This is a genomic window from Roseateles sp. FW305-36, from assembly GCF_058787015.1.
The window spans coordinates 39,213-65,165 of record NZ_JBYSZK010000010.1; the positions used below are offsets into that span (position 1 = coordinate 39,213).

The window sequence follows — 25,953 nt, forward strand, 5'->3', positions numbered from 1 at the left end:
GCTACGCTCTCGGCGGCTTTTGTCTTTTCTGCGCATGAAACGTCCTGCCATCACCCAGCCCCAGCTCGTGCCGGTCACGAGCGTCGACGATCATCTTCCCGCGGTGCCCGACCTGGCGCTGACGGCCTCGGCCATCCGCGCCCGCCTGGCTGCGGTGGCGGCCTGGACGCCCGAGTTCGCCGGTGACGGCGGCCTGTTCGCCGACCGCGAGCCGGCCGGTGCGGCCGTGCTGGTGCCCCTGGTGCAGCGGGAAACGGGTTTGAACCTGCTGTTGACGCGCCGCACCGACCATCTGCGCGACCACGCGGGTCAGATCAGCTTCCCCGGTGGCCGCGTCGAGCCCGAGGATGACGGCCCCGTCGCCACGGCACTGCGCGAGACCGAGGAAGAAATCGGCCTGTCCCGCCAGCACATCGAAATCATCGGCCAGCTGCCCGTCTATTCGACGGTGACGGCCTTCCAGGTGACGCCCGTCGTCGGCCTGGTCGAGGCGGAGTTCACGCTCCAGCTCGACGACTTCGAGGTCGCCGAGGCTTTCGAGGTGCCGCTGGCCTTCCTGATGAATCCGGCCCACCACCGCCACCACCGTTTCGAGTTCGCCGGATCTGAGCGACGCTTCCTCTCCATGCCCTGGCAGGGCGGGGAACGCGAGTACTTCATCTGGGGGGCAACCGCGGCGATGTTGCGCAACCTCTACCGACTGCTCAGCGGCGCCTGAGCGCGCCACTATCATCCCGGCCCATGAATTTCTTCGCGGTGCTGTTGGCCCTGCTCTGTGAGCAACTCAAGCCCTTGAGGCACGGCAACCGCGTGCACCAGTCCGTCATCGGCTGGGTGCGCTGGACGGGCCGCAATTTCGACGCCGGTGACGAGCACCACGCCGCCATCGTCTGGGCCATCACGGTCCTCGTCCCGGGCCTGGCCGTCGCCGTCATCTACTGGGCGCTGCGCCATTTCAGCGTGCTGCTGGCGCTGGCGCTGAACGTCCTCATCCTCTATCTGACGCTGGGCTTCCGGCAGTTCAGCCACTACTACACCGACATCCGCGATGCCTTGGAGCGCGGCGACGACGCCACGGCGCGCCAGCTGCTGGCCGAATGGCGCCACCTGGACGCCAGCGAGCTGCCGCGCACCGAGCTGATCCGTCACGTCATCGAGCACTCCCTGCTCGCGGCGCATCGCCATGTCTTCGGCGTGTTCTTCTGGTTCATCGTCTGCTCGACCATCGGCCTGGGCCCGGCCGGCGCCGTGCTCTACCGCATGGCCGAATTCGCCGGCCGCTACTGGGCCTTCAAGAGCCGCACGCTGGACGCACCGACCAACCCGCGCCTGCTGGCCCTGTCGCGCCAGGCCTTCGTCCTCATCGACCACGTGCCGGCCCGGCTGACGGCGACAGGCTTCGCCATCGTCGGCAATTTCGAGGAAGCCGTGAACGGCTGGCGTCGTGATGCCAGTCTCTGGCTGCATCCCAACGAGGGCATCATCCTCGCGTCGGCGGCGGGAGCCGTCGGCCTGCAACTGGGCGGCGCCGCTGCGCCGGGCGTCACACCCGACCGCAGCAAGACCTTCGATGCCGGCTCCGAGCCCGAGTCCACCGGTGCTGCCGGCTCCACGGCCGGTGAACCGCCCCAGCTCGGCCATCTGCAAAGCGTCGTCGGCCTCGTCTGGCGCTCGGTCGTACTGTGGATGCTTCTTCTCGCGCTGTTGACCCTGGCGAACCTCGTCGGCTGACCCCATGAACTTCTCCGAACTGCCGGCGCTTGCCGAGCCCAGCTTGGCCGCGCGCGTCCAGCACGCCCTCGACCACAAGACCAAGCCTCTCGGCGCCCTCGGCCGTATCGAGGCCCTGGCCCTGCAACTTGCGTTGATCCAGGGCGTCGAGAAGCCTGCATTGAGCCGGCCCCAACTTGTCGTCTACGCGGCCGACCATGGCCTGTCGCGGCGCGGCGTGTCGGCCTATCCGCGCGAAGTCACGCCGCAGATGGTGGCGAACATGCTGGCCGGCGGTGCGGCGGTGTCCGTGCTGGCGCGCCAGCAGGGCCTGGCCTTGACCATCGCCGATTGCGGCGTCGATGCACCGCTCGCCGATGGCGCCGTCGACCTGCGCCTTGGCGCCGGCACGGCCGACGCCAGTGTGGGTCCGGCCATGACGATGGAGCAGGCCGAGCGCGCGCTGTGCAACGGCATGGCCTTGGTCGAGCGCCTGCCGGGCAACGCGCTGCTGCTGGGTGAAATGGGCATAGGCAACACCTCGTCGGCCAGCCTGCTGATGCAGCGTCTGACGGTCCTGCCGCTGGCCGATTGCGTCGGCCGTGGTACCGGGCTGGATGACGCGGGTGTGGCCCGCAAGCTGAGCGTCCTGGGCGAGGCCCTGGCCGCCAATGCCGGCGCGCAGACGCCACTGCAGCTTGCGGCGGCCCTCGGTGGCTTCGAGATCGTCACCATGGCCGGCAGCGTCATTGCCGCCGCGGCCCAGCGCCGCGTTGTCGTTGTCGACGGCTTCATCACGACGGCCGCTGTCGCTCTGGCGGAGGCGCTGCACCCCGGCGTGCTGGCCGCCTGCGTGTTCGCGCACCGCTCGGCCGAAGGCCCGCACGCGCGCTGGCTGCAGCATCTGGGCGTGCGCCCGCTGCTCGACCTTGACCTGCGCCTGGGCGAGGGCAGTGGTGCCGCCCTGGCCTGGCCGCTGCTGACGGCGGCCTGCGCGCTGCTGGCCGACATGGCGAGCTTCGAGAGCGCCGGGGTCAGCAACAAGGACTAGCCATGCGGCTCTTCCTCGTCGCCCTGCAATTCCTGACCCGGCTGCCGGTGCGGCTGAGCCGCTTCGAGCCGGCCTGGCTGAACGATTGCGTGCGGCACTTCCCGCTGGTGGGCGCGCTGATCGGCGCGGTGGGTGCGGCCGTGCTGGTCGGCGCGGCGCAGGTCTGGCCGGCCTGGATTGCGGCCTTGCTGGCCTTGGCCGCGACGGTGGCCCTGACCGGTGGCTTCCACGAGGACGGCCTGGCCGACAGCTTCGACGCGCTGGGCGGTGTCGTCAGTCGCGACAAGGCGTTGACCATCATGAAGGACTCGCGCATCGGCAGCTACGGCGCGCTGGCCCTGGGCCTGTCGCTGCTGCTGCGCGCGGCCTTGCTGGCGGTGCTCGCCCAGCGACCGCTGCTGGGCGCCGTCGCGGCGCTGCTGGCCAGCCACAGCCTGGCGCGTGCCGCGGCCGTGGGCGTCATGGTCAGCCTGCCCTACGGCGGCGATATCGAGCATGCCAAGGCCAAGCCACTGGCCCTGGCGGTCGCGCCACGCAATTTCGCCGTCGCCCTCGGCTGGTGCTTGCTGCTGGGCCTCGCGCTGGCGGCCGCGGGCATTGCCGCGCTGCGGCTGCTTGCTGCGCTTGTGGCGGCCATCGCCGTGGCGCTGCTGATGCGCGACTGGCTGCGCCGCCGCCTCGGTGGCTACACGGGGGACGGCCTCGGCGCCACGGAGCAACTGGCCGAGATTGCCGTGTTGCTGGCCTTCACTGCGTCGGTTTGATGCCTGGGTTCACGGTCTGGCGCCACCCCAAGCCGCTTGGCGCCGAGGGACGCTGTATCGGCGGGCGCACCGATCTGCCGGTCGACCCCCGCAAGGCCAAGCGCCTGGCGCATCGCATCCGCGCCCACGCGCGCCGCCATGGGTTGCCGCGCGAAGTCGTCACGTCGCCGCTGGCCCGAGCGGCAGACGTGGGCCGTTGGCTGCAGCGTTGGGGCTTTCGCTGGCGAGTCGATGCGGCGCTGTTGGAGGCGGACTTCGGCCGCTGGGATGGCAAGCCCTGGAGCGAGATTCCGCAAACCGAGTTCGAGCGCTGGATGGCCGACTTCTGCGGCTTCGATTTCGACGGCGGCGAGTCGCTGAACGCGCTGCTGGCGCGTGCCGCTGCCTGGCAGCCAGCCTGCGCGCTGGTGGTGGGGCACGGCGGTTGGATCAATGCCCGCCGTTGGCGCGGCGACCCGCCGACGCCGGCCAGTTGGCCTCAACCCCTGGCCTACGCCGGCTGCCTTTTCGTCGATCGCTGAAGCCGGCGGCGCAGGGCGGCGGTCAGCGCGGGGGTGGCCTGCATGGCGGGGGCCTCGATGCAGCGGAAACTGACGTGGCTGACGACCACGAGGCAGGGGGCCAGCGCCAGCACCCAGGCCCAGTGGGCACCGGCGTCCAGGGCTGCGCCGGGCCGGTCGGCGCCCAGCACGAAATGGAAGAGGCTGAACAGCAGCAAGCCATGCAGCAGATAGATGCTGTAAGCCATCTCGCCCAGCAGCCGTGAGGCGGGATGCAGCAGCAGCCCGAACAGCGTGTTGCCGCAGGCGACCAGGACGAAGGCGCAAGCCAGCAGGGCCAGCACGCCGTAGTCGGTGGCCAGGGGGAACAGGCCCACCGCCGCGGCGCCACAGGCGAGGACGAGCAGGCTGGCAAGGCGGCCGCGGGCAAAGCCGCACAGGGCGGGCCAGCGCACCGCCCAGGCGGCCACGATGCCACCGGCAAACGCCCACAGGTGTACGGGCAGGGCATGCCAGTCCAGCAGTGCCAGCAGCGAGATGACCCCCAGCAGCAGATAGGGCCAACGAGGCCTCAGGCCGACGGCCAGCGCCAACAGCGGCAGCACGCCGTAGAAGAACCATTCATAGGGCAGGGACCAGGTCACGCCCGCGACGACGATCTTGGTCGCCTCCACCTGGTTGATGGGCGGGTTGCCATACATCGTGAAGCCCAGCCAGCGCAGGGCCTGCTTGGTGACGGTGCGGACCGGTTCGTGCAGTTCGCCACCGGACAGCACGGCAACCGCGGTGAACAGCAACGCCATGACGACGAGGTAGAGCGGCACCAGCCGCAGCAGCCGCGACACGAACAACTTCAGCCAGTCCAGCGGACGCTGCCGCGCGCCGATCAGCTTCGAGAAGAACAGCAAGCCGGTGATCATGAAGAACACCGCCACGCTGCTGTGGCCCAGATGGGTGTAGAGCTGTGAGGGCGGCAGCTTCCACTCGCCGGTGTGCTGATAGAAGTACCAGATGCTGGCGTGGTGCAGGAAGACGCCGAAGGCCAGGTAGCCGCGCAGGCCGTCGATGCCGGCGTAGCGGCCGGCAGGCGGCGGCGCGCCGTGGCGGCGCAGCAGCACCGCCGTGGCGAACGCGAGCAGCAGGCCCGCGAGCGCGAACAGCGGGCTGACCGGGTCGAGCAGGTCCAAGCGCGGCCTACTTCAGCACCGTCTGCTGCATGAACAGCACGGTGGCGTAGAACTGGTAGTCCTGGTTGTCCTTCTTCTGGAAGCCATGGCCTTCGTTCTCGGCGCGCAGATACCAGACCGGCGTGCCGCCCTGGCGCACCGTCGCGACGATCTGCTCGGCCTCGGTGTAGGGCACGCGCGGGTCGTTCTTGCCCTGGATGACGAAGAGGCGCTTCTTGATCCTGGCCGCATTGGTCAGCGGCGAGATCTTCTCCAGGTGGGCGCGCATGCTGGGATCGCGTTCGTCGCCGTACTCGACGCGGCGCAGGTCGCGGCGGTAGCTCTCGGTGTTGTTCAGAAAGGTCACGAAGTGCGAGATGCCGACGACGTCGATGGAGCCGGCGATGCGGTCGGCGTAGTGGGTCGACACGGCCAGCGTCATGTAGCCGCCATAGCTGCCGCCGGTGACGAGGACGCGCGACGCGTCCAGGTCGGGCTGGGTGGCGATCCAGTCGAGCAGGGCGCCGATGTCCTTGACCGAGTCCTCGCGCTTGAAACCGTTGTCCATCGCCAGGAAGCTCTTGCCGTAGCCGCTGGAGCCGCGCACATTGGGCTGGATCAGGGCCATGCCCAGTTCCTGCACGTAGTAGGCGTTGCGGCCCAGGAAGCCGAAGCTGGCCTGCGACTCCGGCCCGCCGTGGATGGAGATCAGCACCGGGCGCTTGCCGGCGAACTTCCTGGGCGGCTGGGTCAGCAGGCCCGAGATGGTCGTGCCGTCAAAGCTCTTCCAGCGCACGATCTTCTGCTCGCTGAAGCCCGAGGTATCGACGGCGCCCGAGGCGCGCGTCCACTGTTGCACCTTGCCGTCAGCGCCCAGCGAGTAGATCTGGCTGGGACCCTGGGCGTTGCTGATCGAGAAGGCCAGGTCGCCGCTGCCGTGGTGATAGGACGCCGTGCCGATGTTGCCGTTGGGCAATGCGGTGGGGGCGGGCACTTCCTTGGCGGTCTCGGCGTCGAAGAAATGCAGCTCGTCGCGGCCGTCGACATTGAACTGGGCGGCCAGCCGGCTGCGGTCCTCGGTCAGCGTGACGCCGCTGACGTCCCAGGGGATGTGGCCGCTGACGCGGGCGATGCGGCCCGCGGCCAGGTCCAGCTTCATCAGTTCGCGGAACTCGCCGGCGCGGTCGCTGGCGATCCACAGCGAGCGGCCGTCGGGCGACCAGCCGGCCGGCAAATAAGTCGCCTTGGCTTCCTGGCTGCCGACGGCGGGGGCGACCTGCTTGGCCACGCCGCTGTCCAGGTCCAGCATCCAGATCTGCGATTCATTGGCCGACAGATAGTGCGTCAGGGAGATCAGCTTCTCGTCGGGCGAGGGGCGGCTGGCGGCCCAGCCGCCACCGTCGAGCTCAGCCAGCTTGCGGCGGCCTTCGGGCTTCTCGGGATCCATCAGCCACAGCGTCGTCGTGATCTTGCTGCGCTTGCCGCCCTCGGCCGTGCGGTCGATGGGCACGGAGGAATAGACAAGGCGGCCGCTCTTGCGCAGCCAGGTGTTGATGGCGTGGCGCTCATCGGGGTTGGTCAGCAGCACGGGCTGGGCGGCGGGCTGGTTCAGCGCCAGGCGATAGAGCTGGGCGACCTCGTTGCCGCCGGTGGCGCGCTCGAAGACGATGTACTGGCCGGTGCGCGGCTCGTAGGTGGCGCGGGTGACGGGATCGATGCCGTCGGTGAGCTGCTGGCCTTCGGTCAGCGGTGTCGTCACGCGGAAGATCTGCGCGGTGTTGGCGCCGGCCTTGCGGTGGCTGACCAGCATCTCGCGCTGGGTCGGATGCCAGTCGGCGAAGGCGTGGCCGCGGAAGTCGTTGTAGCGGCCGATGGCGTCGGCCAGGCTCTGCGGCACGGGCGGAATGCCCTGGGCCAGCAGATTGGCGTTGGGCGCCACGACAGCCGTCGTCGGGGCCGGTGAAGAGGCGCAGGCCGCCAGCAGTGCCGGCACCAGCGCGCAAAGGGAAAGACGCAGACGAATCATGGGGGGGCTCAAAGGGAAATGGGCGCTCGAAGCGCCCATTCTCGGTCCGGTCGGACTCGGGTCTAACCCGCTATGACGACGGTCATGCGGTCTGCTGGATGCCGGCGATCAGCCAGCCTTCACCGGCCTTCACCAGGTGCCAGATCTCGTCGAAATCCTCGCCAGCCTGCTCACTCTTCTCGCGCACCAGGCCCGAGAAGCGCACCGAGACGATCTGCTGGCCGGCCTCGAGCGCGACGTCGACGACGCGGGCATCGAGCCGCAGCACTTCGGTGCGTTGCGGCTGGCTGCCGCGCTCCAGCAGTTCCTGCTGGATGCTGGCGTACATCTGCGGCGTCGTGAAGCGGCGCAGGTCGTCCTGGTCGCCGGCATCGTTGGCGGCCTGCAGGCGGATGAAGACCTGCTTGGCGAGCTTCTCGAAGCCTTCGGTGTCGAAGTCGGCGGGCGCCACGCTGGCCGCGTTGGCCGTCGCCATGGGAGTGGGGTTCCACGCCGGTTCGGCGTCGCGAAAGCTGGCGCCGTTTGCACCGGCCAGTTGCGGCTTGGGGGCCGCGAAGCGGCGCACCAGGAATCGGATCACGACGACGGCCACGATGCCGAGCAGCGCCAGGGTCATCAGGCTGGCAAGTTCACCGCCGAAGCCGAAGTGGCTGGCCAAGGCCGCCAGGCCCAGGCCTGCGGCGAGGCCGGCAATGGGGCCGAGCCAGGAGCGCTTGGGCGCGGCGGCGGCAGCGGGTGTCGCGGTGGCCTGCTTGTTGGGCGCGGCCTGCTGGGGCGCCGGCTGCTGGGCCGGCGGCGTCTGCGGCGCGGTCTGGGTGGGCACGCTGCGCTTGATGCCCCCGCCGCCCAGGCGCTTGGCTTCAGCGTCATGGGTAGGCAGTGCAAGGGCCAGCAGAGCGGCCAGGGTCACGGCGAGGATGCGGTTCAAGCGGATCTCCTGAAGAACGAGCCTGAAACTGCAGGCTCGGCTCAGGATTTTCAAGCGTCACGGATGTCGGCAACGACGGTTTTTCCGAAGTCTGGCCGCATGAAAAAGCTGACGATGGAGGCGGCCGTGGCCGCTGCCGTCTGCAACTGGCCGCCGTCCTTCAGGCCCTGGAAGCGCGTCTGCTCGGGGAAGCGCGCCGGGTCGGCGCCGCGCAGCTGGATCTGCATGTCGGTGTCGATGACGCCAGGCGCCAGGGACACGATGGCGACTTCGGGCTCCTCCAGCGCGAGGGCGCGGCTCAAATGATCCAGCCCGGCCTTGACGGCGCAATAGGACGCGCTGCCGGCCATGGCGCGACGGCCCAGGCCCGAGGAGATGTTGAGGATGCGGCGCTGGGCCACTCCCGACGTTTCAGCAAGGAAGACGCGGCTCAGCAGCGCCGGCGCTTCCAAGCCGACGCGCAGGGCGGCGGACAGCTGTGCGAGATCGCTGTCCGCCAGCGGGCCGGGTTCGCTCAGCAGCGCCGCGTTGTTGATCAAGGTCGCGCTATTCCAGCCGGTGTTGGCACGCAGCCAGGCCTGCAGGCGTTCCGCGGCGGGCAGCGGGTCGGCGAGATCCAGCGTCCATTGCTCCGCCTTCAGGGCGGGGTTGCGCTTGCGGGCCACGCCGATGACGGTGTTGCCCGGCTGGGCCAGCTGCTGCACGAGAGCGGCGCCCAGGCCGCGGGAGCTGCCGGTGACGATGTAGAGATGCATGGTTCAGAACTCCGGAGGGCAGATGAAGTGATGGCCGGCGATGCGCAGCTCGCTGGCGTGCAGCAGCAGGCGTGGGCTCGCCGCGGCAATGTCGGGCGTGGCGTAGACCGCGTCGCCCAGGATGGCATGGCCAAGGTGGGCGAGGTGCACGCGCAGCTGATGGCTGCGTCCCGTCAGTGGCTCGAGAGCGACGCGGGTATGGGCGCCTTCATGGCCCAGCACATGCCAGCGCGTCTGGGAGGGCTTGCCACCTTTCAGGTCGACCTGCTGGCGCGGCCGGTTGGGCCAGTCGGCACCCAGCGGCAGGTCGATGAGACCTTCGCCCTCGAGATGGCCTGCGGCGACGGCGACATAGAGCTTGCCGACGCGGCGCGCGGCGAAATCGGCACTGAGTTCGCGCTGGGCCTCGATGCCGCGTGCGAACAGCAGCAGCCCGGACGTCGCCTGGTCGAGGCGATGCACGATGAGAGCGTCCGGGTAGAGGGCCTGCACGCGCGCGCTGGCGCAGTCCGGCTCCGTGCGGCCCGGCACGCTGAGCAGGCCGGCCGGCTTGGCTATGACGACCAGGCGGTCGTCGGCGTGCAGCACTCGCATCAACGCGACGACACGAGGATGCCCGCGGCGATCAGCACAAAGGCCAGGCCGTGATACCAGGCGGGCGCGACACCGAGCAGGGCCGCCGAGATGAGGGCCGCGAAGACCGGTGTCAGGTTGACGAAGAAGCCCGCCAGGGCCGGCCCCGCCTCGGCCACGCCCAGGCCCCAGCAGCGGTAGGCGATCAGCGAGGGGCAGATGGCGACATAGGCCAGCACGGCGATCAGGGTCGGGCTCCAGTGGATGTCGGCTGGTGCGACGACCTGCTCCACACCGGCCGCCACGCCCGAGAAGACCACGCCGAACATCAGCTGGGCCATCAGCCATTCAGCCCAGTTCCAGCCCGGCCGCTCGCCGGGTCGCAGGCCTTGCGCTGGCCGCGCCAGCATCCAGGAGTAGATGGCCCAGGTGAAGAGGGCCACCAGCATCAGCAGGTCGCCCGGCACGAAGCGCACGGCCAGCAGGGCCGCGGGGTCGCCACGCGCGATGACGACGGCGACGCCGAGCAGCGACAGAAGCGCGCCGGCCAGTTGGCGCGGCGTCGGCTTCACGCCGTAGAAGAGGGCGCCGACCCCCAGCATCCAGACCGGCATGCTGGCCGTGATCAGCGTGACGTTCAGCGGCGACGAGGTGTGCAGGGCCAGGTATTGCAGCGAGTTGTAGCAACCCATGCCGAGGAAGCCCAGCCAGGCCAGGCCGCGCCAGCGCTTCAATGCCTCGCGCGGGTCGGCGAGCAGGCGACGGGCCAGCGGAGCCAGCAGGGCGAAGGCGATCAGCCAGCGCAGCGCGTTCAGCGCCATCGGCGGGATGTCGTGGCGCACCATGCGGCCGATGACGGCATTGCCGGCCCAGAGCAGGGGCGGCACGCTCAGCAGCACAGCAAGGCGTGGGGTCAGCTTCATCACCGGCAGCGTGGACAGCAAAGGGCTGGCACGATACCGGACTCGCAACTGGAGACTTCGCATGAGTGAAAAAGCCATCGTCATCGAGGCCCCGGGTGGCCCGGAGCAAATGAAGCTGGTGGACGTGGAGGTCGGCGCGCCCGGGCCGGGCGAGATCCGCATCCGCCACCAGGCCTGCGGGCTGAACTACATCGACGTCTACCACCGCAACGGCACCTATCCGCTGTCTCTGCCGGCTCGCCTGGGCATGGAGGGCGCGGGTGTTGTGGAGGCGGTCGGCGAGGGGGTCACGCATCTGCGCGCGGGTGACCGCGCCGCCTACGCCAGCAACCCGCCGGGTGCCTATGCAACGGCGCGGGTGATGCCGGCCAAGTGTGTGCTGAAGCTGCCCGACGCCATCAGCTTCGAGACCGGCGCGGCCATGATGCTCAAGGGCCTGACGGTGCAATACCTGTTGCGCAGGACCCTGCCGCAGGGCGGCTTGCAGGCGGGGGACTTTGTGCTCTTCCACGCCGCGGCCGGCGGCGTCGGGCTGATCGCCTGCCAGTGGGCGCGAGCCCTGGGCCTGCAACTGATCGCCACGGCGGGCAGCGACGAGAAGTGCCAGCTGGCCCTCGATCACGGCGCGACGCACGCCATCAACTACCGCCGCGACACCGATTTCGCGGCCAAGGTGCGCGAGATCACCGGGGGGCGCGGCGTGAAGGTGGTCTACGACTCGGTCGGTGCCGACACCTGGGAAGGCTCGTTGAACAGCCTCGCGCCCTTCGGCCTGCTGGCCAGCTTTGGCGGGGCCTCGGGCCCGGTGCCGGCCTTCAGCGTGGGCACGCTGGCGGCCAGGGGCTCCCTCTATGTGACGCGGCCGACGCTGTTCACCCACATCGCCACGCGCGAGGCCACCCAGGCCATGGGCGACGAGCTGTTCGACATGGTGGCCAGCGGCCAGGTCAAGATCCGCGTCGACAAGCGCTATGCCCTCGCCGAAGCGACCCAGGCCCATGTCGACCTGGAAGCCCGCAAGCTGCTCGGCAGCGCGGTGCTGCTGCCCTGAGAGAAGGCGTCAGGTCGTCACGCGGCCCAGCAGCAGTTCGAAGCTGAAGCTGGAGCCGACGCCAGGCTCGCTTTCGACGCTGATCTCGCCGTCCATCAGCCCGACCAGGCGTTGCACGATGGTCAGGCCCAGGCCGGTGCCGCCATAGCGGCGCGTGATGCTGCCATCGGCCTGGGTGAAGGGGTCGAAGATCTGGCCGATCTGGTCGCGCGTCATGCCGATGCCGGTGTCCGTCACGGCCACGCGCAGGCGCAGCCGACCGGGGCCATCGCCCTCGTGGGCGTCGGCCAGGGCGATCTCGATGCGCACCTCGCCGTGCTCGGTGAACTTCAGCGCATTGCCGATCAGGTTGATCAGCACCTGGCGCAGCCGCAGCGCGTCGCCGATCAGCCAGGACGGTACGCCGGGCTGCACGCGGGCATGCAGCTGGATGCCCTTGTCGTGGGCCTGCAGCAGCAGGGGTTGAAGCGACTCGCCCAGGCAGTCGTGCAGGCTGAAGGGCTGCTCGTCGATGACGATGCGGCCGGCCTCGATCTTGGCCACGTCCAGCAGGTCGTTGATGATGGTCATCAAGCCCTTGGCGGACTGGTGGGCCATGCCGATGAAGCGGCGCTGGCGCTCGTTGAGCTCGCTGGTCTGCAGTACGAGTTCGGTCAGGCCGAGCACGCCGTTCATGGGCGTGCGGATCTCGTGGCTCATATTGGCCAGGAAGCTGCTCTTGGCCTGGCTGGCCTGCTCGGCGGCCTCGCGCGCGGCGACGAGGGCCGCCTGGCTGGCCTTGAGGTCGGCGATGTCGCGGGCGTTGAAGAGCATGACGGTGTCGCCGGTGACGGGGTCGCGCATGGGGCGCGCATCCAGGGCATGCCAGCACGGGCCGGACAGGGTCTGCAGCTCGACGTCCTGGCGGCAGGTCTCGCCACGCTGCACGCGGCCGAGGATGCTGGCGGCGTCGCCGGTGTGGGCGAACAGGCGGGTGAACTCGCTCTGGCCGGGGCCGGGCGGCGTGTCGCCGAAGGTCAGGGCCGCGGCAGGGTTGCGCATCAGCAGCTCCCCATCAGCGATGCCGAAGACCGCGATGCGCACCGAGGTGTGCTGCAGGGCCTCGACGCCGCGCAGCATGGAAAGGTCGGCGCCACCGCCCAGCGAGTCGGCCGCGAACAGCATGACCTGGCGGCGTTCCGGTGTGCGCATGCCGCGCGAGACCAGCATGACCGTCGTCGGTTCGCCCTTGGGGTAGAGGGTCCATTGCTCGCGGACGATCTTGCCCTGGGCATGGTCGGCCGCCGTGACGGCCAGGCGCTCGCGCACGGCGTCGCCATGTTCAGAGAAGTCGCGCGACAGGAATTCCTCGGCGCTGTCGGCATGCCAGAAGCGCAGGGCCGCGGCATTGGCCCAGAGGTTGCGCTGTTGGTCGGGGTCGAAGACCCACAGGGGGACGTCGAGCCAGTCGTAATGGCTCAAGCTGGCGAAGTCGAGGAGCATCGGCGGCGGCGTGAAGGCGCGCGATTGTCACCTTAGCCAGGGACGCGCCCGGAGCCGCCGCGGCGGTCCAGGTGTGCCATATGACGGGTTTTGTCGTGCCCGTTCGATGGTTTCGTCGGCTGGCGCTCGCCGGGCGCCAGGGCCTGGGCTAGCGTTGCCATGCATTCACATCCCACCATGTCCGCTTCCACCTGGCATCACCGCCATTTCAGCGACCTGCGCCTGGCCCTGCTGCTGGCCAGCTTCACGACGCTGTACTACCTGCACCGGCGCGTTTCGCTTGATCACAGCGAGACCCTGGGCGCCGACCTGCTGCACACCTTCAGCTGGGACCTGCTGTTCTGGAGCGTGCTGGTGCTGGGCGTGGCGCTTTTGCATCCCCGCCTGCCGACGGCGGGTCCGCATCGCTGGGGCGGCCTGCTGGTCCTGGGCCTGGCCACCGGCGGCCTGGGCCTGCTGGCCTTCTGCCAGGCCTCCGCCTGGCGCATGAACGGCTGGCAGGTGCCGGCGGTCTATCTGCCGCAGATGGCCGTCTACTGCCTGACCTGGGGCCTGCTGCTGACGGGGCTGTACGAGTTCAGCTGGCAGCGGCGGCGGGCCGACGAATCCCTGCATGGTGCGACCGTGCAGCAGGCCGCACTGCGGGGCGAGCTCGACGCCGCCCGCACGCAGCTGCTGCAGGCCCAGATCGAGCCGCATTTCCTGTTCAACACCCTGGCCAATGTGCGCGAGCTGCTGGCCGACGACCCGGCGAGCGCCTGCAGCCTGCTGGACGACCTGGGCCGCTATCTGCAGGCGGCGCTGCCGCGGCTGCGCGAAGGGGCCGCCAGCCTGGGCCAGGAGGTCGAGCTGGTGCAGGCCTTGCTCGCCATCCACCAGGTGCGCATGGGCGCGAGGCGGTTGCAATGGCGGGTGGATGTGGCCGACGACAAGCTGCTCGACGCCGAGCTGCCACCCATGCTGCTGCTGACGCTGGTGGAGAACGCCCTCAAGCACGGCCTGGCGCCGCTGCCCGAGGGGGGCTGCATCACCCTTCGCGCCGAGCAGGCCGGCGATGGCCGCTTGAAGCTGGCCGTGGCCGACAACGGCCACGGCATGGGCAGCGGCAGCGGCAGCGGCATGGGGCTGGCCAATATCCGTGCGCGACTCAAGGCGGCCTATGGTGAGGCCGGCCGGCTGGAGCTGCGCCTGAACCAGCCGCGCGGCGTCGTCGCGGAACTGCTGCTGCCGCTGCGGCCGGCCGCGCCTGCGGCGCCCGCTGCCATCTCATGAGACCCGATCCCTCCCTCGACATCGAGCCTGCGCCGCTGGGCTGGCGCCACCTCGGACTGGCGGCGTTGATGGCGCTTTGCAGCACGGTCTACGCCGGCATGCCGCTGAATCCCTACGCACCTTCCAGCTTCGCATTGCTGGCGACCACCTGGGCCAGCCATCTGCTGCAGATCGGCCTGCCTGTGCTGCTGTTGACGCGCCTCGCCGACCGGGCCCTGGCGCGCGGCGCAGCCCTGCTGCCGGCCTATGGCATCGTGCTGCTGCTGGTGCTGCTGTGGGGCCAGGCCCTCGTAGTTCCGTTTCAGGAGCTGATCAGCCAGGGCCAGGTCAAACTGGATCTGGCACGCCGCTGGGGTGAGACCATGAAGCTGTTCCTTCCGCTGGCCTTGGGCCTGGGCGCCTACGCGCAATGGCGACGCGCGCAGCTGTCGGCCGCGCGGCTGCGGGCCTGGCAACTGGCCGGCCAGCAGGCCCGCGGCGAGTTGCAGGCCGCGCGGCTGCAGGCCTTGCAGGCGCGGGTCGAGCCGGAGGAATTGCTGCAGCGCCTGCGCGCCGTCACGACGCTGGCTGGTCAGGACGCCGCTGCGGCGGACGGCGCGCTGGTCGACTTGATCGCGCAGTTGCGCACCCGACTGGCGCAGGGCGCCGAAGCACGATGAGAGCCCTGATCGCCGAGGACGAACCGCTGCTGGCGAACGGCATCCGCGACGCTCTGGCGCGGGCCTGGCCCGAGCTGGAGATCTGCGCCATCGCGCATGACGGCCAGACCGCCTGGCGCGAGTTCGAGCGGCTGAAGCCCGACATCGTCTTCCTCGACGTGCAGATGCCCGGTCTGTCGGGGCTGGAGCTGGCGCGACTGATCGGCGCCCAGGCGCACCGGGTCTTCATCACCGCCTTCGCGCATTTCGCCGTCAGCGCGTTTGATGAGGGCGCGGTGGACTATCTGCTCAAGCCTCTGGATGCAGCCCGGCTGGCGCTGTGCGTGCAGCGGCTCAAGCAGCGCCAGGCGCAGCCGCCGGCCGACCTGGAGCAATTGCTTGCACGGTTGAGCCGGCTGGAGGCCGCCATGCCGGCGCCGGCGCAGCAGGCGCCGCTGCGCTGGCTGACGGTGCAGCAGGGGCGGGATCTGCTGCTGGTGACGGTCGACGACATCCTCTACCTGCAGGCCGACAACAAATACGTGGCCGTCGTGACGGCCGAGCGCGAGGCCCTGGTCAGCAGTTCGCTGAAGGAGCTGCAGCAGCGCCTGGACCCGGAGATCTTCTGGCGCGTGCACCGCGGCACCGTCGTCAACATCACCGCGGTGCGCAGCATCCACCGCGGCCTGGGCGGGCGGCTGCGCCTGCATCTGCGCGAGCGCGACGAGACCCTGGCCGTCGGGCCGGACTACGCCCATCTCTTCCGTCAATGGTGAACAAGGAGAACCGCGATGAGCCGTGATCACGAGCACCTCGGCTGGCGCCTGGCGCGCTGGGCCTATGGCTTCTTCTACCTGGCCAGCGGCCTGCACATGGGGGCCGTCAAGGCCGGCCTGCTGCCGATGCCGGACTTCCACCACACCGAGGCCGGCGCGGCCTTCCACCGGGCGATGACGGCCACGGGCTTCCTGGACCCCAGCATCGCGCTGGGCTATGAGATCGGCGGCTTCTGCCTGCTGCGGCTGCGCACGGCACCGCTGGGCGTGGTGCTGCTGGCACCGCTGGTGCTGGTGATCTTCCTGTTCAACCTGTTGCTCAGCCCGAGCTGGCCCTGGGGCACGGCCCATCTGCTGTGGCTGCTGGTCCTGGCCTGGCATCTGCGCCCGGCCTTCACCCCGCTGTGGCGTTACGCCTGAGGTTCAGCCGCGGCGTACGCGCCGCAGTTCGTCCAGGATCAGCAGGATGGCGCCGACGGTGATGGCGCTGTCGGCCACGTTGAAGGCCGGAAAGTACCAGCCGCCGGCGTGGACCTGGATGAAGTCGACCACATAGCCATGAATGGCGCGGTCGATGACATTGCCCAGGGCCCCGCCCAGGATCAGCGTCAGCGCCCAGCCGAACAGCTTCTGGTGGCCGTGGCGGCGCAGCATCCAGACGATGAAGGCGGCCGCCGCCAGGCCCAGGCCCAGGAAGAACCAGCGCTGCCAGCCCGAGGCGCCGTGCAGGAAGCTGAAGGCCGCGCCGAAGTTGTGGGCGCGCACCACGTCGAAGAAGCTGGTGACCGGGTGGACGTCACCGAGCTGGAAGGTGCGCAGGATGAGCACCTTGGTGAGCTGGTCGGCCAGGATGATGAGGGCGGCGATCAGCAGCCAGGTGGTCAGGCCGGAAGACGAGGACGACGAGCGAGAAGGCATGGTGAGGGTCGCGAGGCGAGGGCCGCCAATGTAACTTGCCGCCGAGGCGGGGCTTGTAGGCGCAAGAGAAGCGGCGTAGAAGGAAAGAACTCCCAACACGCTGGAGAACGACGCCATGCGAAAGCGCATCTACTGGCTGCTGCCCCATCTGAGCAGCGCGCGGCGGACGATGGACGAGTTGTTGCTCGCCCGCATCACCGAGCACCACATCCATTTCGTGGCCGCCGAGGGCGCGGCGATGGACGGCCTGCATGTGGCCAATGTGCTGCAGACCTCGGACCTGGTCGAAGCGGCCCAGAGCGGCGCCCTGATCGGTTCCGGCCTGGGGGCCGCGGGCGGCGTGGCGGCGGCGCTGGCGATCAGCGCGGCCTCGCCGGCTGCCGTCGTCATCGGTCTGGCGGCCGTGGGTGCCATGCTGGGCACCTGGTCGTCCAGCATGATCGGCAGTTCGACGCCGAGCCGGCGCCTGAAACGCTTCGAGCAAGCCATCGAGGAGGGGCAGTACCTGCTCATCGTCGACGTGCCGCGCACCCGCATCACCGAGATCGAGCAACTGCTGGAACGCACCCACCCCGAAGCGCACTTCGAGGGGGTCGAACCCAACGTGCCCGCGTTTCCGTAGCCCCCGAGGGGAGCGAGAGCCGTGGCTCCAAGCTCGCCTGCGCGAGCTTGGACAGCTCGAGCGCCACACGCGTCTCGCGTGTGGCAGCGATGCATGCGGCATTGAGCCGCATGCACATCGCCTGCGGGCCGACTTGGGGCGGCCCTGCGTCCGTCCGCCCAGAAACGCAAAACCGCTTTACGCGATGGTGCGGGTTTCTCCTGCGCCGTAGAGATTGCTGTCGCAGCGCCCGCACAGCGTCGGGTGCTCGGCATTGCTGCCGACGTCGGCGCGGTAGTGCCAGCAGCGCTCGCACTTGGCGTGGCTGCTGGGCGTCACCGTCACGCCGAGTTCGGCCGCGGACATCAGCTTGACCGCCGAGGTGATGAAGACGAAGCGCAGGTCGTCGCCCAGGCTGTCCAGCAGCATCTGGTCCTGCTCGTTGACCTTGAGCACCAGCTCGGCCTGCAGCGAGGCGCCGACGGCGCCCGTCGTGCGCACCGCCTCGATGGCCTTGTTGACCTCGTCGCGGATCTCGTGGATGCGATTCCACTTGGCCAGCAGCGAGGCGTCCGTCTTTCCGAAGTCCCAATAGGTCTCGGTGAAGATGCTCTCGCCCTTGGCGAACAGGGCCCAAGCTTCTTCAGCCGTGAAGCTGAGGAAGGGGGCCATCCAGCGCAGCATGGCATGCGTGATCTGCCACAGCGCCGTCTGGGCCGAGCGGCGCGCCAGGCTCTTGGGCGCTGTCGTGTAGAGGCGGTCCTTCAGCACGTCGAGGTAGAAGGCGCCGAGGTCTTCGGAGCAGTAGACCTGCAGCTTGGCGACGACGGGGTGGAACTCGTAGCGCTCGAAGTGGGCCAGGATGTCGGTCTGCAGCTCGGCCGCGCGGGCCAGGGCGTAGCGGTCGACTTCCAGCAGATCGGCCGGTGCAACGGCGTCCGTCGCCGGATCGAAGTCGCTGACGTTGGCGAGCAGGAAGCGCAGCGTGTTGCGGATGCGGCGGTAGCTGTCCACCACGCGGGCCAGGATCTTCTCGTCCAGGCCGAGGTCGCCCGAGTAGTCGGTGGCAGCCGTCCACAGGCGCAGGATCTCGGCGCCGAACTTGTCCGACACGGCCTGCGGTGCGACCACATTGCCCATGGACTTGCTCATCTTGCGGCCCTGGCCGTCGACGACGAAGCCATGGGTCAGCAGGCCCTTGTAGGGCGCGCGGCCATAGAGGGCGCAGGCAATCAGCAGCGAGGAGTGGAACCAGCCACGATGCTGGTCATGGCCTTCCAGGTAGAGGTCGGCCTCGGGGCCGCTCTCGTGGCCGGCACCCTTGTGGCTGCCCTTGAGCACGTGCTCGAAGGTGGAGCCGGAGTCGAACCAGACGTCGAGGATGTCGTTGCCCTTGGTGTAGTAGGCCGCTTCGGCGCCCAGCCACTCGGCGGCGTCGAGCTTGGACCAGGCTTCGATGCCGTTCTGCTCCACCAACTGCGCGGCTCGTTCGATGAATTCCAGCGTGTTCGGGTGCGCCTCGCCCGTGTCCTTGTGCAGGAAGATGGGCAGGGGCACGCCCCAGCTGCGCTGGCGCGAGATGCACCAGTCGGGCCGGCCGGCGATCATGTCGTGCAGGCGGGCACGGCCGTTCTCGGGATAGAAGCTCGTCGCCTCGATGGCGGCCAGGGCGGTCTTGCGCAGGCTGTCGGGGGCCTTGTTCGTCGTGAACAGGCCGTCACCTTCGTCCATGCGCACGAACCACTGGGCCGCGGCGCGGTAGATGACGGGCGACTTGTGGCGCCAGCAGTGCGGGTAGCTGTGGGTGAGCTTGCTTTGCGCCATCAGCCGGCCGGCGTCCAGCAGGGCCTGGGCGATGACGGGGTTGGCCTTCCAGATGTGCTGGCCGCCGAACAGCGGCAGCTCGGCCGCGTAGGCGCCGTTGCCCTGCACCGGGTTCAGGATGTCGTCGAACTTCAGGCCGTGGGCGACGCAGGACTGGAAGTCGTCCAGGCCGTAGGCGGGCGCGGAGTGGACGACGCCGGTGCCGTCTTCGGCGGTGGCGTAGTCGGCCAGGTAGACGGGGCTTTCGCGGTCATAGCCGGGATGGACGTGCGCCAGCGGGTGCTTGAACTTCAGCAGTTCCAGCTTGCGGCCGGGCACCGTGGCCACGGCCTGGCCTTCCAGCTGCCAGCGCGCCAGGCACTTCTCCACCAGCGCCTCGGCGACGACGAAGAATCCCTTGGGCGTGTCGACCAGGGCATAGGGCAGCTCGGGGTTGAGGTTGAGCGCCTGGTTGGCCGGGATGGTCCAGGGGGTGGTCGTCCAGATGACGGTGAAGGCGTCCTTGGTCAGCGGCGCCACGCCGAAGGCGGCGGCCAGCTTCTCGGGCTCGGCGGACAGGAAGGCCACGTCGACTGCCGGGCTCTGCTTGTCGGCGTATTCGATCTCGAACTCGGCCAGGGACGAGCCGCAGTCGAAGCACCAGTAGACGGGCTTGAGGCCGCGATAGACGAAGCCGCGTTCGAACAGGCGCTTCAAGACGCGGATCTCGCCGGCCTCGTTGGCGAAGTTCATGGTCTTGTACGGGTTGTCCCATTCGCCCAGCACGCCCAGGCGCTTGAAGTCGGTGCGCTGGCCGTCGATCTGCTCGGTGGCGTAGGCGCGGCTCTTGGCCTGCACCTCGTCGCGCGGCAGGCCGCGGCCGAAGGTCTTCTCGATCTGGTTCTCGATGGGCAGGCCATGGCAGTCCCAGCCGGGGATGTAGGCCGCGTCGAAGCCCGCCAGCTGGCGCGCCTTGACGATCATGTCCTTCAGGATCTTGTTGGCGGCGTGGCCGATGTGGATCTGGCCGTTGGCGTACGGCGGGCCGTCGTGAAGCACGAATTTGGGCTTGCCGCAGCGGGCGTCGCGCAAGCGCTTGTACAGGCCTTGCTCATCCCAGGCCTTGACCCAGCCCGGCTCGCGCTTGGGCAGGTCGCCGCGCATGGGGAAGGGCGTGTCGGGCAGGTTGAGCGTGGAACGATAGTCCGGGGTGGTCATGGCATGCGGCCAGACGAAAAGTCTGGCGGGTCTGGCAGTCGAGAAGCGGGGAGGGCGGAATGAGAGCGGCGGGGAGCCGCTTCAAATTCGGTCGCGCGTGGTCTGGCGACGCTGGGCGGCGTGGGTGGCCAGGAAGGCGCGCGCTGCAGCCGTGTCGGCCGCGATGGCAGCCGTGAGCGCATCCAGCCCGTCGTACTTGGCTTCGTCGCGAAGTTTGTGCAGCAGTTCCACGCGGGCCAGTTTACCGTAGCCCCCCTCGGGACCCAGTTCGGATTCAGGCCAATCCAGGCAATGGACTTCCAGCAGCACCCGGCCGGCGTCTTCCACCGTCGGGCGGTTGCCCAGGCTGGCGACGCCGGGCAGGGGCTCAGGCGCCAGGCCGTGGACGAGGACGGCAAAGATGCCGTGCGCGGCGGGCTTGTCGTGGGGAAAGCGCAGGTTCAGCGTGCGAAAGCCGTCGGCGGCGCCGGGTCTGGATTCGCCGAGCTGGCGGCCCAGCTTGCGGCCATGCGTCACATGACCCGAGATGGCATAGGGCCGGCCTAGCAGTGACGCCGCTGCAGCCATGTCGCCCGCCGCCAGCGCCTCGCGCACGGCCGAGGAGCTGACGCGCAGGCCGTGCACCTCGTAGCTCATCATGCGGGCCACGTCGAAGCTCTGGGCCCGGCCGGCGGCGTCCAGCGTGGCGTAGTCGCCCTGGCGCTTGGCGCCGAAGCGGAAGTCGTCGCCGACGAGGACATAGCGGGCGCCCAGGCCATCGACCAGCACCCGGCGGATGAAGTCCTGGGCCGGCAGCGAAGCCAGGGTCTCGTCGAAACGCAGGATGACGACCTGGTCGATGCCGCAGCGCTCCAGTTCGCCCAGCTTGTCGCGCAGCGGCGCGATCCGGGCCGGCGCGAGTTCGGGTTTGCCGGCCTTGGCGGCGAAGAAGTCGCGCGGATGCGGCTCGAAGCTCATCACGCAGGTCGGCAGGCCGCGGTGGCGGGCCTCGGACTGCAGCAGGGCCAGCATGGCCTGGTGGCCGCGGTGCACGCCGTCGAAGTTGCCAATCGTCAGCGCGCAGGCGGGCGCAATGCCGGGGTGGTGGAAGCCTCTGAAAACTCGCATCGCCCCTATTGTCCCCAGACCTCGGTGGGGCTGCCGACCCAACGCCATTCACCCGGCTTCAGGTCGGGCGACAAGGTCAGTGCGCCGAACTGTGGGCGGTGCAGGGCCTCCACCCGGTTGCCGACGGCCGCCACCATGCGCTTGACCTGGTGGTATTTGCCTTCGACCAGGGTCAGCCGCAGCAGGGTCTCGTCGACGATTTCGGCGCCTTCGGCCTTGCTGATCTCGGGCGGGCGCTGGAACTTGCCTGCTAGCTTGCTCTCGGGCTCCTTGAGCTCGACGCCGGCCAGCAGCTGCTCGACCATGGCGGTCGTCAGCGGATGCTTGCACCGCGCCTCGTAGACCTTGGGCACGTGGTGCTTGGGCGATGTCAGCTTGTGGATCAGCGTGCCGTCATCGGTCAGCAGCAGCAGGCCGGTCGTGTCTTCGTCGAGCCGGCCGATGGGCTGCAAGCCGCGCTCGCGCAGCGGCGCCGGCAGCAGGCTCAGCACACTGGGGTGGTGCTTGGGCTTCTGCGAGCACTCATAGCCGGCCGGCTTGTTCAGCAGGACCAGGGCCTTGTCGAAGAAGGGCCACTCCTGCCCGTTGACCGTGAAGCGCAGCCCCTCGGTCTCGAACTCGGTATCGGGCTCTTCGACGACTTCGCCGTTGACGCTGACCTCGCCGTGCCACACCAGCCCCGCGCAGAGGCGGCGCGTTCCGAAACCCTGGCTGAACAGGATCTGCGACAGCCTTTGCTTCACTTGGCCTGGGCCGCGGACTTCATCGGCTGCACGTCGCCGCAGTCGGCGCCCAGCCAACGGCCTTCACCACTGACCTTGGTGACCTCGGTCTTGCCCTGGCGCTGGTGGCGCACCGTGACGTCGTTGGTGAAGCCCTCGTTGCCGCGCAGGGTGACGGTGGCGTCGCCCTCGGAAGCCGGGTCGGTGCAGACGAAGTGGGTCTGGATGGTGTTGCCGCTGCGCTTGATGTCCTGGGTGCAGTTGCCCTGATGGTTGACCGGCGCCATGTTGCGCTCGGCCTGCTCCTTGGTGACGCAAGTCTTGATGGTGATGGCGCCTCCCGCCATGCTGACGTTGACGCCGCGGCTGGCCATCATCTTTTCCATCATCTGGCGCTGCTCGGCGGGCATGCTCTCCATGGCCTTCTGGGCTTGCGCCATCTGGGCCTGGCGGGCCGGGTCGAGCTGGGGCGTCTGCTTGAACTCCCACAGCCCAGGTTTCATCGTCTGGGCGTGGGCAGCGCCAGCGGCAAGGCCGGCGAGCAACAAGGCGGCGGTGAGCTTCATCGGATGACCTCCAAGCAGGCTGAGAGGGCAGCGCCGACAAGCGCTGCCTATGCAAACACCCCCGCAGTGTCCTGCATCCGAGCGCTGACTTCACCCAGGTGATGCAGGGTGTCGCCCCATTGCATCTCCATGACCGTCAGGCGCTTGAAGTAGTGGCTGCCGGCGTACTCGTCGGTGACGCCGATGCCGCCATGCATCTGCGTGCAGGCCTGGCCGACAAAGCGCATCGAATTGCCCAGCTGCACCTTGGCCTGGGACACGGCGCGGCGGCGTACCGCCGGAGCGTCGCCCAGGCGCAGCGTCGCGAAGTAACTCATGGAGCGGGCCAGTTCGAGCTGCATCTTCACATCGGCCGTGCGGTGGCGCAGGGCCTGGAAGCTGCTGATGACGACGCCGAACTGCTTGCGGGTGTTGAGGTACTCGACGGTCAGCGCGAGGTATTTCTCCATGACGCCGACGGCCTCGGCGGCTTGTGCGGCGATGCCGATGTCGGCCGCCAGTTCCAGCAGGGCCAGGCCCTGGTCGGGGCCGGCGATGAGCTGGGCGGGCGTGTTGTCGAGATGGACCTCGGCGGCGCGCGAGCCGTCGTACACCGAGTAGGGACGCGTGTGCAAGCCGGCGGCCGAACCCTCGACGAGGTAGAGGGCGATGCCCTCCGCTGCGTCATCGGCGCCCGATACGCGGGCCGGCACGATGAAGGCGTCGGCCACGTCGCCGGCCGGCACCAGGCTCTTCACGCCCGTCAGCTTGCCGTCGACAGCGCGCGTAGTGACGCGGCTCAGGCGGTAGCGCGACTTGGCTTCCTGGTGAGCCAGCACGACGAGGGCTTCGCCGCCGGCAATGCGAGGCAGCCAGGCGGCCTGAAGTTCGTCCGGGGCCTTGCTCAGCAATGCCGGCGCGATCAGCGCGCCCTGGGCCACCGGCTCCATGACGAGGCCGCGGCCGAGTTCTTCCATGACCACCATCGCCTCGACGGCGCCGAAGCCCAGGCCGCCGTGGGCCTCAGGGACGGCCAGCGCGGTCAGGCCCAGGCCGGCCAGGCCTTCCCAGGCGGCGCGGTCGAAGCCACCGGCGCGTTCGATCTGCGTGCGGCGCTCGAATCCGTAGTCCTTGTCGACGAAGCGGCGGACGGCGTCGCGCAGGGCTTGCTGGTCTTCAGAGAAATCGAAATCCATGTCTTGTCTCCCTGCTCTCAGCCGAGCACCGTCTGCGCGACGATATTGCGTTGCACTTCGTTCGAGCCGCCGTAGATGGTCGTCTTGCGGACGTTCAGGTAATTGCCGGTCAGCGGAATGGCGTGCGAGGCGCCGCCGATCCAGGCGCCGCCCAGCCACTGGTCGCCCTGCCAGCCGGCCTCCATGGCCTCGTGGACATAGGGGAGGGCCAGCGGGCCCCCGGCCAGCATCATCAGCTCGGTGTAGCGCTGCTGCAGCTCGCTGCCGCGGATCTTCAAGAGGCCGGCGACGTCCAGCGGCTGCTTGCCGGTGCGTTCGCCGGACAGCACGCGCAGCACCATCATCTCCAGTGCCACCACGTCGACCTCGCAGAGCGCGATCTGGTCGCGGAAGCGCTGGTCTTCCATCAGGCCTTCGGCCTTGGCGATGCGCTTGAGGCGCTCCAGCTCGCGCTTGGCGCGGTTCACGTCGGCGATGTTGGTGCGCTCGTGGGAGAGCAGGTGCTTGGCATAGGTCCAGCCCTTGTTCTCTTCGCCGATCAGGTTTTCGGCCGGTACCTCGACGTTGTCGAACCAGACCTCGTTCACCTCGTGCTCGCCGTCCAGCATGATGATGGGCTTGACGCTGACGCCTGGCGTCTTCATGTCGATCAGCAGGAAGCTGATGCCCGTCTGGGGCTTGCCTTCATTGGAGGTGCGCACCAGGCAGAATATCCAGTCGCCGAATTGGCCCAGCGTCGTCCAGGTCTTCTGGCCGTTGACGATGTATTTGTCACCCTTGCGCTCGGCGCGGCACTTCAGCGACGCCAGGTCCGAGCCCGAGCCCGGTTCGCTGTAGCCCTGGCTCCACCACACCTCGCCGCTCATGATGCCGGGCAGAAAGCGCTGCTGCTGCTCGGGCGAGCCGAAGGCCATGATGACGGGCGCGACCATGACGGGGCCGAAGGGCACGATGCGCGGCGCGCAGGCGAGGGCGCATTCCTCTTCGAAGAGATGGCGCTGCACCGCGTTCCAGCCCGGGCCGCCGAACTGCTTGGGCCAGGCCCAGCCATGCCAGCCCTTGGCGCCCAGGATCTTGGCCCAGCGCTGCAGATCGTCCTTGTTCAGGCGCAGTGCGTTGCGCACCTTGTGGGCGATGTCGGCCGGCAGGTTGGCGCGCACCCAGTCGCGCACCTCGGCGCGGAAGGCCAGTTCCGCATCGGTGAAGTTGAGGTCCATTTGTCTCTCGCGTCGCTGCGTTGTCGTGATGGGAATGCCAGGCTTTTTAGCACGGTCGTTCGCATGCTGGCTGTCCGGCCAGGGACAGAAAGCGAGCGGGCGCGGAAAACAAAAAAGCCGCCCGGAGGCGGCTTTTCAGTCGAGATGACCCGGATCAGGCGGCGAGCTTGGCCTTGCGACGACGCAGGCCGGCCACGCCGACGAGGGCGACGCTGGTCAGGGCCAGGGTGGCCGGCTCCGGAACCTTGACGGTTTGGCCGCCACAGACGCCATTGGCGTCAACGTTGCCCGTGCACTTGGTGCCGGCCACGGCGTAGAGCTTGAAGTAATCGTCGCCGACGTTCGTCGTGCCGATGTTCTCGGTCTGCGCGCTTTGGGTAAAGCCGCTGTTGTAGGCCGTGATCAGCCACCAGCTGGAGGTCTTGCCGAGGGCATTGACCGCGTTGTACGGGTTGACCTTGTCGTAGGCAGCATCGCCGTAGTTGCCGACCAGTTCCCAGCCTGCCATGGTGCCCGCGGCCGTGCTGGTCAGGGCGGTCGGCGCGCCGGCGCCGGTCCAGCGGAACACCGAGAGGTCGACCGTGACACCCGACGTGCCGGTGCAGCCGCTGGCGCAGTTGGTGTTGGTGCCGTCCGACGTGTAGCCCAGGCCGATGCTGGTCAGAACGGTGGAGGCGCTGAACTGAAGCAGCACGCCTTCCGTGTTGCCGTTGTTGTCGAGCGCGTGGTAGGGCGAACCGCTGTCGGTGCCCGTCGTCATGCCCTGACCGTTGCCGGAGTAGTCGGTCAGGGTGCCCGAGGCCCAGGTGCCCGACAGCTTGTTCGAGGCATTGAGCGTGTTGGCGACATAGAAGCCGGACATGGTCGCCGTGTAGGTCGCGCTGCTGCTGTCGCTCACGGTGGCCGAGGTGGTATCCAGACTCCAGTACGCCTGGGCGGCGCTGCTCCAAGCCAGGCCGGCGACGAGCGCAATCAGCGCGGTCTTGCGAATGGAAAGGACGTTCATTGGAA

The 25,953-nt window shown here is 69.0% G+C and carries 26 protein-coding genes; 11 read left to right on the forward strand and 15 right to left on the reverse strand.

Going from position 1 to position 25,953, the window contains the following annotated elements; all coding sequences use genetic code 11:
* Positions 1-34: 34 nt before the first annotated feature.
* From AC3WOE_RS18795 to AC3WOE_RS18815, 5 genes are read left to right on the forward strand one after another with little or no spacing between them, the layout of a single operon-like run.
* Complete coding sequence (locus tag AC3WOE_RS18795; protein WP_492692578.1) at positions 35-718, forward strand: CoA pyrophosphatase; 684 nt, start codon at positions 35-37, stop codon at positions 716-718.
* 23 nt (positions 719-741) lie between these two features.
* Positions 742-1,731 carry a CobD/CbiB family protein gene (locus tag AC3WOE_RS18800; protein WP_492692580.1) on the forward strand — a complete coding sequence of 330 codons (990 nt, stop codon included), beginning with the start codon at positions 742-744 and terminating at the stop codon, positions 1,729-1,731.
* A 4-nt stretch (positions 1,732-1,735) separates the two neighbouring features.
* On the forward strand, positions 1,736-2,761 hold the full coding sequence (gene cobT / locus AC3WOE_RS18805; RefSeq protein WP_492692581.1) for a nicotinate-nucleotide--dimethylbenzimidazole phosphoribosyltransferase: 1,026 nt from the start codon (positions 1,736-1,738) through the stop codon (positions 2,759-2,761).
* Positions 2,762-2,763: 2 nt separating this feature from the next.
* Positions 2,764-3,525: an adenosylcobinamide-GDP ribazoletransferase gene (gene cobS / locus AC3WOE_RS18810; protein ID WP_492692583.1), complete on the forward strand. Its 762-nt coding sequence runs from the start codon at positions 2,764-2,766 to the stop codon at positions 3,523-3,525.
* Positions 3,525-4,046: a histidine phosphatase family protein gene (locus AC3WOE_RS18815; protein WP_492692585.1), complete on the forward strand. Its 522-nt coding sequence runs from the start codon at positions 3,525-3,527 to the stop codon at positions 4,044-4,046. The genes cobS and AC3WOE_RS18815 overlap by 1 nt, the downstream gene beginning before the upstream one ends.
* Here the strand turns inward: AC3WOE_RS18815 and AC3WOE_RS18820 are convergent.
* The 6 genes from AC3WOE_RS18820 to AC3WOE_RS18845 all read right to left on the reverse strand — a co-directional run bounded on the left by AC3WOE_RS18820 (position 4,016) and on the right by AC3WOE_RS18845 (position 10,396).
* Positions 4,016-5,212 carry an acyltransferase family protein gene (locus AC3WOE_RS18820; protein ID WP_492692586.1) on the reverse strand — a complete coding sequence of 399 codons (1,197 nt, stop codon included), beginning with the start codon at positions 5,210-5,212 and terminating at the stop codon, positions 4,016-4,018. The two genes, AC3WOE_RS18815 and AC3WOE_RS18820, sit on opposite strands and share 31 nt — an antisense overlap.
* Positions 5,213-5,219: 7 nt before the next feature.
* On the reverse strand, positions 5,220-7,217 hold the full coding sequence (locus AC3WOE_RS18825; RefSeq protein WP_492692587.1) for a S9 family peptidase: 1,998 nt from the start codon (positions 7,215-7,217) through the stop codon (positions 5,220-5,222).
* Between the two features lie 82 nt (positions 7,218-7,299).
* Complete coding sequence (locus tag AC3WOE_RS18830; protein WP_492692588.1) at positions 7,300-8,145, reverse strand: Tim44 domain-containing protein; 846 nt, start codon at positions 8,143-8,145, stop codon at positions 7,300-7,302.
* A 50-nt stretch (positions 8,146-8,195) separates the two neighbouring features.
* Positions 8,196-8,900, reverse strand: coding sequence for an SDR family NAD(P)-dependent oxidoreductase (locus AC3WOE_RS18835; RefSeq protein WP_492692589.1), 705 nt, complete (start codon positions 8,898-8,900; stop codon positions 8,196-8,198).
* 3 nt (positions 8,901-8,903) lie between these two features.
* Positions 8,904-9,494: a pseudouridine synthase gene (locus tag AC3WOE_RS18840; protein WP_492692590.1), complete on the reverse strand. Its 591-nt coding sequence runs from the start codon at positions 9,492-9,494 to the stop codon at positions 8,904-8,906.
* Positions 9,494-10,396 (reverse strand): DMT family transporter, encoded by a 903-nt coding sequence (locus AC3WOE_RS18845; protein WP_492692592.1) that lies wholly within the window; start codon positions 10,394-10,396, stop codon positions 9,494-9,496. Before AC3WOE_RS18845 ends, AC3WOE_RS18840 begins: the two co-directional genes overlap by 1 nt.
* 61 nt (positions 10,397-10,457) lie before the next feature.
* On the opposite strand from AC3WOE_RS18845, the gene AC3WOE_RS18850 reads away from it, so the two are divergent.
* Positions 10,458-11,447 carry a quinone oxidoreductase family protein gene (locus AC3WOE_RS18850; protein ID WP_492692594.1) on the forward strand — a complete coding sequence of 330 codons (990 nt, stop codon included), beginning with the start codon at positions 10,458-10,460 and terminating at the stop codon, positions 11,445-11,447.
* 9 nt (positions 11,448-11,456) lie between these two features.
* On the opposite strand, the gene AC3WOE_RS18855 is transcribed toward AC3WOE_RS18850, so the two are convergent.
* Positions 11,457-12,929: an ATP-binding protein gene (locus AC3WOE_RS18855; protein WP_492692596.1), complete on the reverse strand. Its 1,473-nt coding sequence runs from the start codon at positions 12,927-12,929 to the stop codon at positions 11,457-11,459.
* 177 nt (positions 12,930-13,106) lie between these two features.
* Here AC3WOE_RS18855 and AC3WOE_RS18860 point away from each other — a divergent pair, with 177 nt between their 5' ends.
* From AC3WOE_RS18860 to AC3WOE_RS18875, 4 genes are read left to right on the forward strand one after another with little or no spacing between them, the layout of a single operon-like run.
* On the forward strand, positions 13,107-14,201 hold the full coding sequence (locus AC3WOE_RS18860; protein WP_492692598.1) for a sensor histidine kinase: 1,095 nt from the start codon (positions 13,107-13,109) through the stop codon (positions 14,199-14,201).
* Positions 14,198-14,860 carry a hypothetical protein gene (locus AC3WOE_RS18865; RefSeq protein ID WP_492692600.1) on the forward strand — a complete coding sequence of 221 codons (663 nt, stop codon included), beginning with the start codon at positions 14,198-14,200 and terminating at the stop codon, positions 14,858-14,860. The genes AC3WOE_RS18860 and AC3WOE_RS18865 overlap by 4 nt, the downstream gene beginning before the upstream one ends.
* Positions 14,857-15,615 carry a LytR/AlgR family response regulator transcription factor gene (locus AC3WOE_RS18870; RefSeq protein WP_492692602.1) on the forward strand — a complete coding sequence of 253 codons (759 nt, stop codon included), beginning with the start codon at positions 14,857-14,859 and terminating at the stop codon, positions 15,613-15,615. The genes AC3WOE_RS18865 and AC3WOE_RS18870 overlap by 4 nt, the downstream gene beginning before the upstream one ends.
* A 15-nt stretch (positions 15,616-15,630) precedes the next feature.
* Positions 15,631-16,035, forward strand: a complete 405-nt coding sequence (locus AC3WOE_RS18875; protein WP_492692605.1) for a hypothetical protein — start codon at positions 15,631-15,633, stop codon at positions 16,033-16,035.
* Positions 16,036-16,038: 3 nt separating this feature from the next.
* On the opposite strand, the gene lspA is transcribed toward AC3WOE_RS18875, so the two are convergent.
* The gene (lspA, locus tag AC3WOE_RS18880) at positions 16,039-16,533 is read right to left on the reverse strand and encodes a signal peptidase II (protein ID WP_492692606.1); all 495 of its coding nucleotides are present in this window, start codon (positions 16,531-16,533) and stop codon (positions 16,039-16,041) included.
* 115 nt (positions 16,534-16,648) lie between these two features.
* Between lspA and AC3WOE_RS18885 the strand changes: the two genes are divergently transcribed.
* Positions 16,649-17,155: a DUF1269 domain-containing protein gene (locus AC3WOE_RS18885; RefSeq protein WP_492692607.1), complete on the forward strand. Its 507-nt coding sequence runs from the start codon at positions 16,649-16,651 to the stop codon at positions 17,153-17,155.
* 177 nt (positions 17,156-17,332) lie between these two features.
* Here the strand turns inward: AC3WOE_RS18885 and ileS are convergent, their stop codons facing one another.
* The 7 genes from ileS to xdp1 all read right to left on the reverse strand — a co-directional run bounded on the left by ileS (position 17,333) and on the right by xdp1 (position 25,948).
* Complete coding sequence (gene ileS / locus AC3WOE_RS18890; RefSeq protein ID WP_492692609.1) at positions 17,333-20,155, reverse strand: isoleucine--tRNA ligase; 2,823 nt, start codon at positions 20,153-20,155, stop codon at positions 17,333-17,335.
* A gap of 81 nt (positions 20,156-20,236) precedes the next feature.
* Positions 20,237-21,262, reverse strand: coding sequence for a bifunctional riboflavin kinase/FAD synthetase (locus AC3WOE_RS18895; RefSeq protein WP_492692611.1), 1,026 nt, complete (start codon positions 21,260-21,262; stop codon positions 20,237-20,239).
* Positions 21,263-21,267: 5 nt separating this feature from the next.
* Positions 21,268-22,005 carry a pseudouridine synthase gene (locus AC3WOE_RS18900; protein WP_492692613.1) on the reverse strand — a complete coding sequence of 246 codons (738 nt, stop codon included), beginning with the start codon at positions 22,003-22,005 and terminating at the stop codon, positions 21,268-21,270.
* A complete protein-coding gene (locus tag AC3WOE_RS18905; RefSeq protein WP_492692615.1) occupies positions 22,002-22,550 on the reverse strand; it encodes a DUF3617 domain-containing protein in 549 nt (182 codons plus the stop codon). The genes AC3WOE_RS18900 and AC3WOE_RS18905 overlap by 4 nt, the downstream gene beginning before the upstream one ends.
* 47 nt (positions 22,551-22,597) lie before the next feature.
* Positions 22,598-23,725, reverse strand: a complete 1,128-nt coding sequence (locus tag AC3WOE_RS18910; protein ID WP_492692617.1) for an acyl-CoA dehydrogenase family protein — start codon at positions 23,723-23,725, stop codon at positions 22,598-22,600.
* A 17-nt stretch (positions 23,726-23,742) separates the two neighbouring features.
* Entirely contained in the window at positions 23,743-24,942 is a 1,200-nt protein-coding gene (locus AC3WOE_RS18915) for an acyl-CoA dehydrogenase family protein (protein ID WP_492692619.1), read from the reverse strand.
* Positions 24,943-25,096: 154 nt separating this feature from the next.
* Positions 25,097-25,948 carry an exosortase-dependent surface protein XDP1 gene (xdp1, locus tag AC3WOE_RS18920; protein WP_492692621.1) on the reverse strand — a complete coding sequence of 284 codons (852 nt, stop codon included), beginning with the start codon at positions 25,946-25,948 and terminating at the stop codon, positions 25,097-25,099.
* Positions 25,949-25,953: the final 5 nt, after the last annotated feature.

Bases quoted from the DNA above. Each gene is read 5' to 3' on its own strand.
- AC3WOE_RS18835 (WP_492692589.1), bottom strand. From the start codon at position 8,900: ATGCATCTCTACATCGTCACCGGCAGCTCCCGCGGCCTGGGCGCCGCT.
- AC3WOE_RS18840 (WP_492692590.1), bottom strand. From the start codon at position 9,494: ATGCGAGTGCTGCACGCCGACGACCGCCTGGTCGTCATAGCCAAGCCG.
- AC3WOE_RS18815 (WP_492692585.1), top strand. From the start codon at position 3,525: ATGCCTGGGTTCACGGTCTGGCGCCACCCCAAGCCGCTTGGCGCCGAG.
- AC3WOE_RS18875 (WP_492692605.1), top strand. From the start codon at position 15,631: ATGAGCCGTGATCACGAGCACCTCGGCTGGCGCCTGGCGCGCTGGGCC.
- AC3WOE_RS18895 (WP_492692611.1), bottom strand. From the start codon at position 21,262: ATGCGAGTTTTCAGAGGCTTCCACCACCCCGGCATTGCGCCCGCCTGC.
- AC3WOE_RS18825 (WP_492692587.1), bottom strand. From the start codon at position 7,217: ATGATTCGTCTGCGTCTTTCCCTTTGCGCGCTGGTGCCGGCACTGCTG.
- AC3WOE_RS18850 (WP_492692594.1), top strand. From the start codon at position 10,458: ATGAGTGAAAAAGCCATCGTCATCGAGGCCCCGGGTGGCCCGGAGCAA.
- AC3WOE_RS18795 (WP_492692578.1), top strand. From the start codon at position 35: ATGAAACGTCCTGCCATCACCCAGCCCCAGCTCGTGCCGGTCACGAGC.
- AC3WOE_RS18910 (WP_492692617.1), bottom strand. From the start codon at position 23,725: ATGGATTTCGATTTCTCTGAAGACCAGCAAGCCCTGCGCGACGCCGTC.
- xdp1 (WP_492692621.1), bottom strand. From the start codon at position 25,948: ATGAACGTCCTTTCCATTCGCAAGACCGCGCTGATTGCGCTCGTCGCC.
- cobT (WP_492692581.1), top strand. From the start codon at position 1,736: ATGAACTTCTCCGAACTGCCGGCGCTTGCCGAGCCCAGCTTGGCCGCG.
- AC3WOE_RS18870 (WP_492692602.1), top strand. From the start codon at position 14,857: ATGAGAGCCCTGATCGCCGAGGACGAACCGCTGCTGGCGAACGGCATC.
- AC3WOE_RS18865 (WP_492692600.1), top strand. From the start codon at position 14,198: ATGAGACCCGATCCCTCCCTCGACATCGAGCCTGCGCCGCTGGGCTGG.
- AC3WOE_RS18855 (WP_492692596.1), bottom strand. From the start codon at position 12,929: ATGCTCCTCGACTTCGCCAGCTTGAGCCATTACGACTGGCTCGACGTC.
- lspA (WP_492692606.1), bottom strand. From the start codon at position 16,533: ATGCCTTCTCGCTCGTCGTCCTCGTCTTCCGGCCTGACCACCTGGCTG.
- AC3WOE_RS18800 (WP_492692580.1), top strand. From the start codon at position 742: ATGAATTTCTTCGCGGTGCTGTTGGCCCTGCTCTGTGAGCAACTCAAG.
- AC3WOE_RS18905 (WP_492692615.1), bottom strand. From the start codon at position 22,550: ATGAAGCTCACCGCCGCCTTGTTGCTCGCCGGCCTTGCCGCTGGCGCT.
- AC3WOE_RS18885 (WP_492692607.1), top strand. From the start codon at position 16,649: ATGCGAAAGCGCATCTACTGGCTGCTGCCCCATCTGAGCAGCGCGCGG.
- cobS (WP_492692583.1), top strand. From the start codon at position 2,764: ATGCGGCTCTTCCTCGTCGCCCTGCAATTCCTGACCCGGCTGCCGGTG.
- AC3WOE_RS18845 (WP_492692592.1), bottom strand. From the start codon at position 10,396: ATGAAGCTGACCCCACGCCTTGCTGTGCTGCTGAGCGTGCCGCCCCTG.
- ileS (WP_492692609.1), bottom strand. From the start codon at position 20,155: ATGACCACCCCGGACTATCGTTCCACGCTCAACCTGCCCGACACGCCC.
- AC3WOE_RS18915 (WP_492692619.1), bottom strand. From the start codon at position 24,942: ATGGACCTCAACTTCACCGATGCGGAACTGGCCTTCCGCGCCGAGGTG.
- AC3WOE_RS18860 (WP_492692598.1), top strand. From the start codon at position 13,107: ATGTCCGCTTCCACCTGGCATCACCGCCATTTCAGCGACCTGCGCCTG.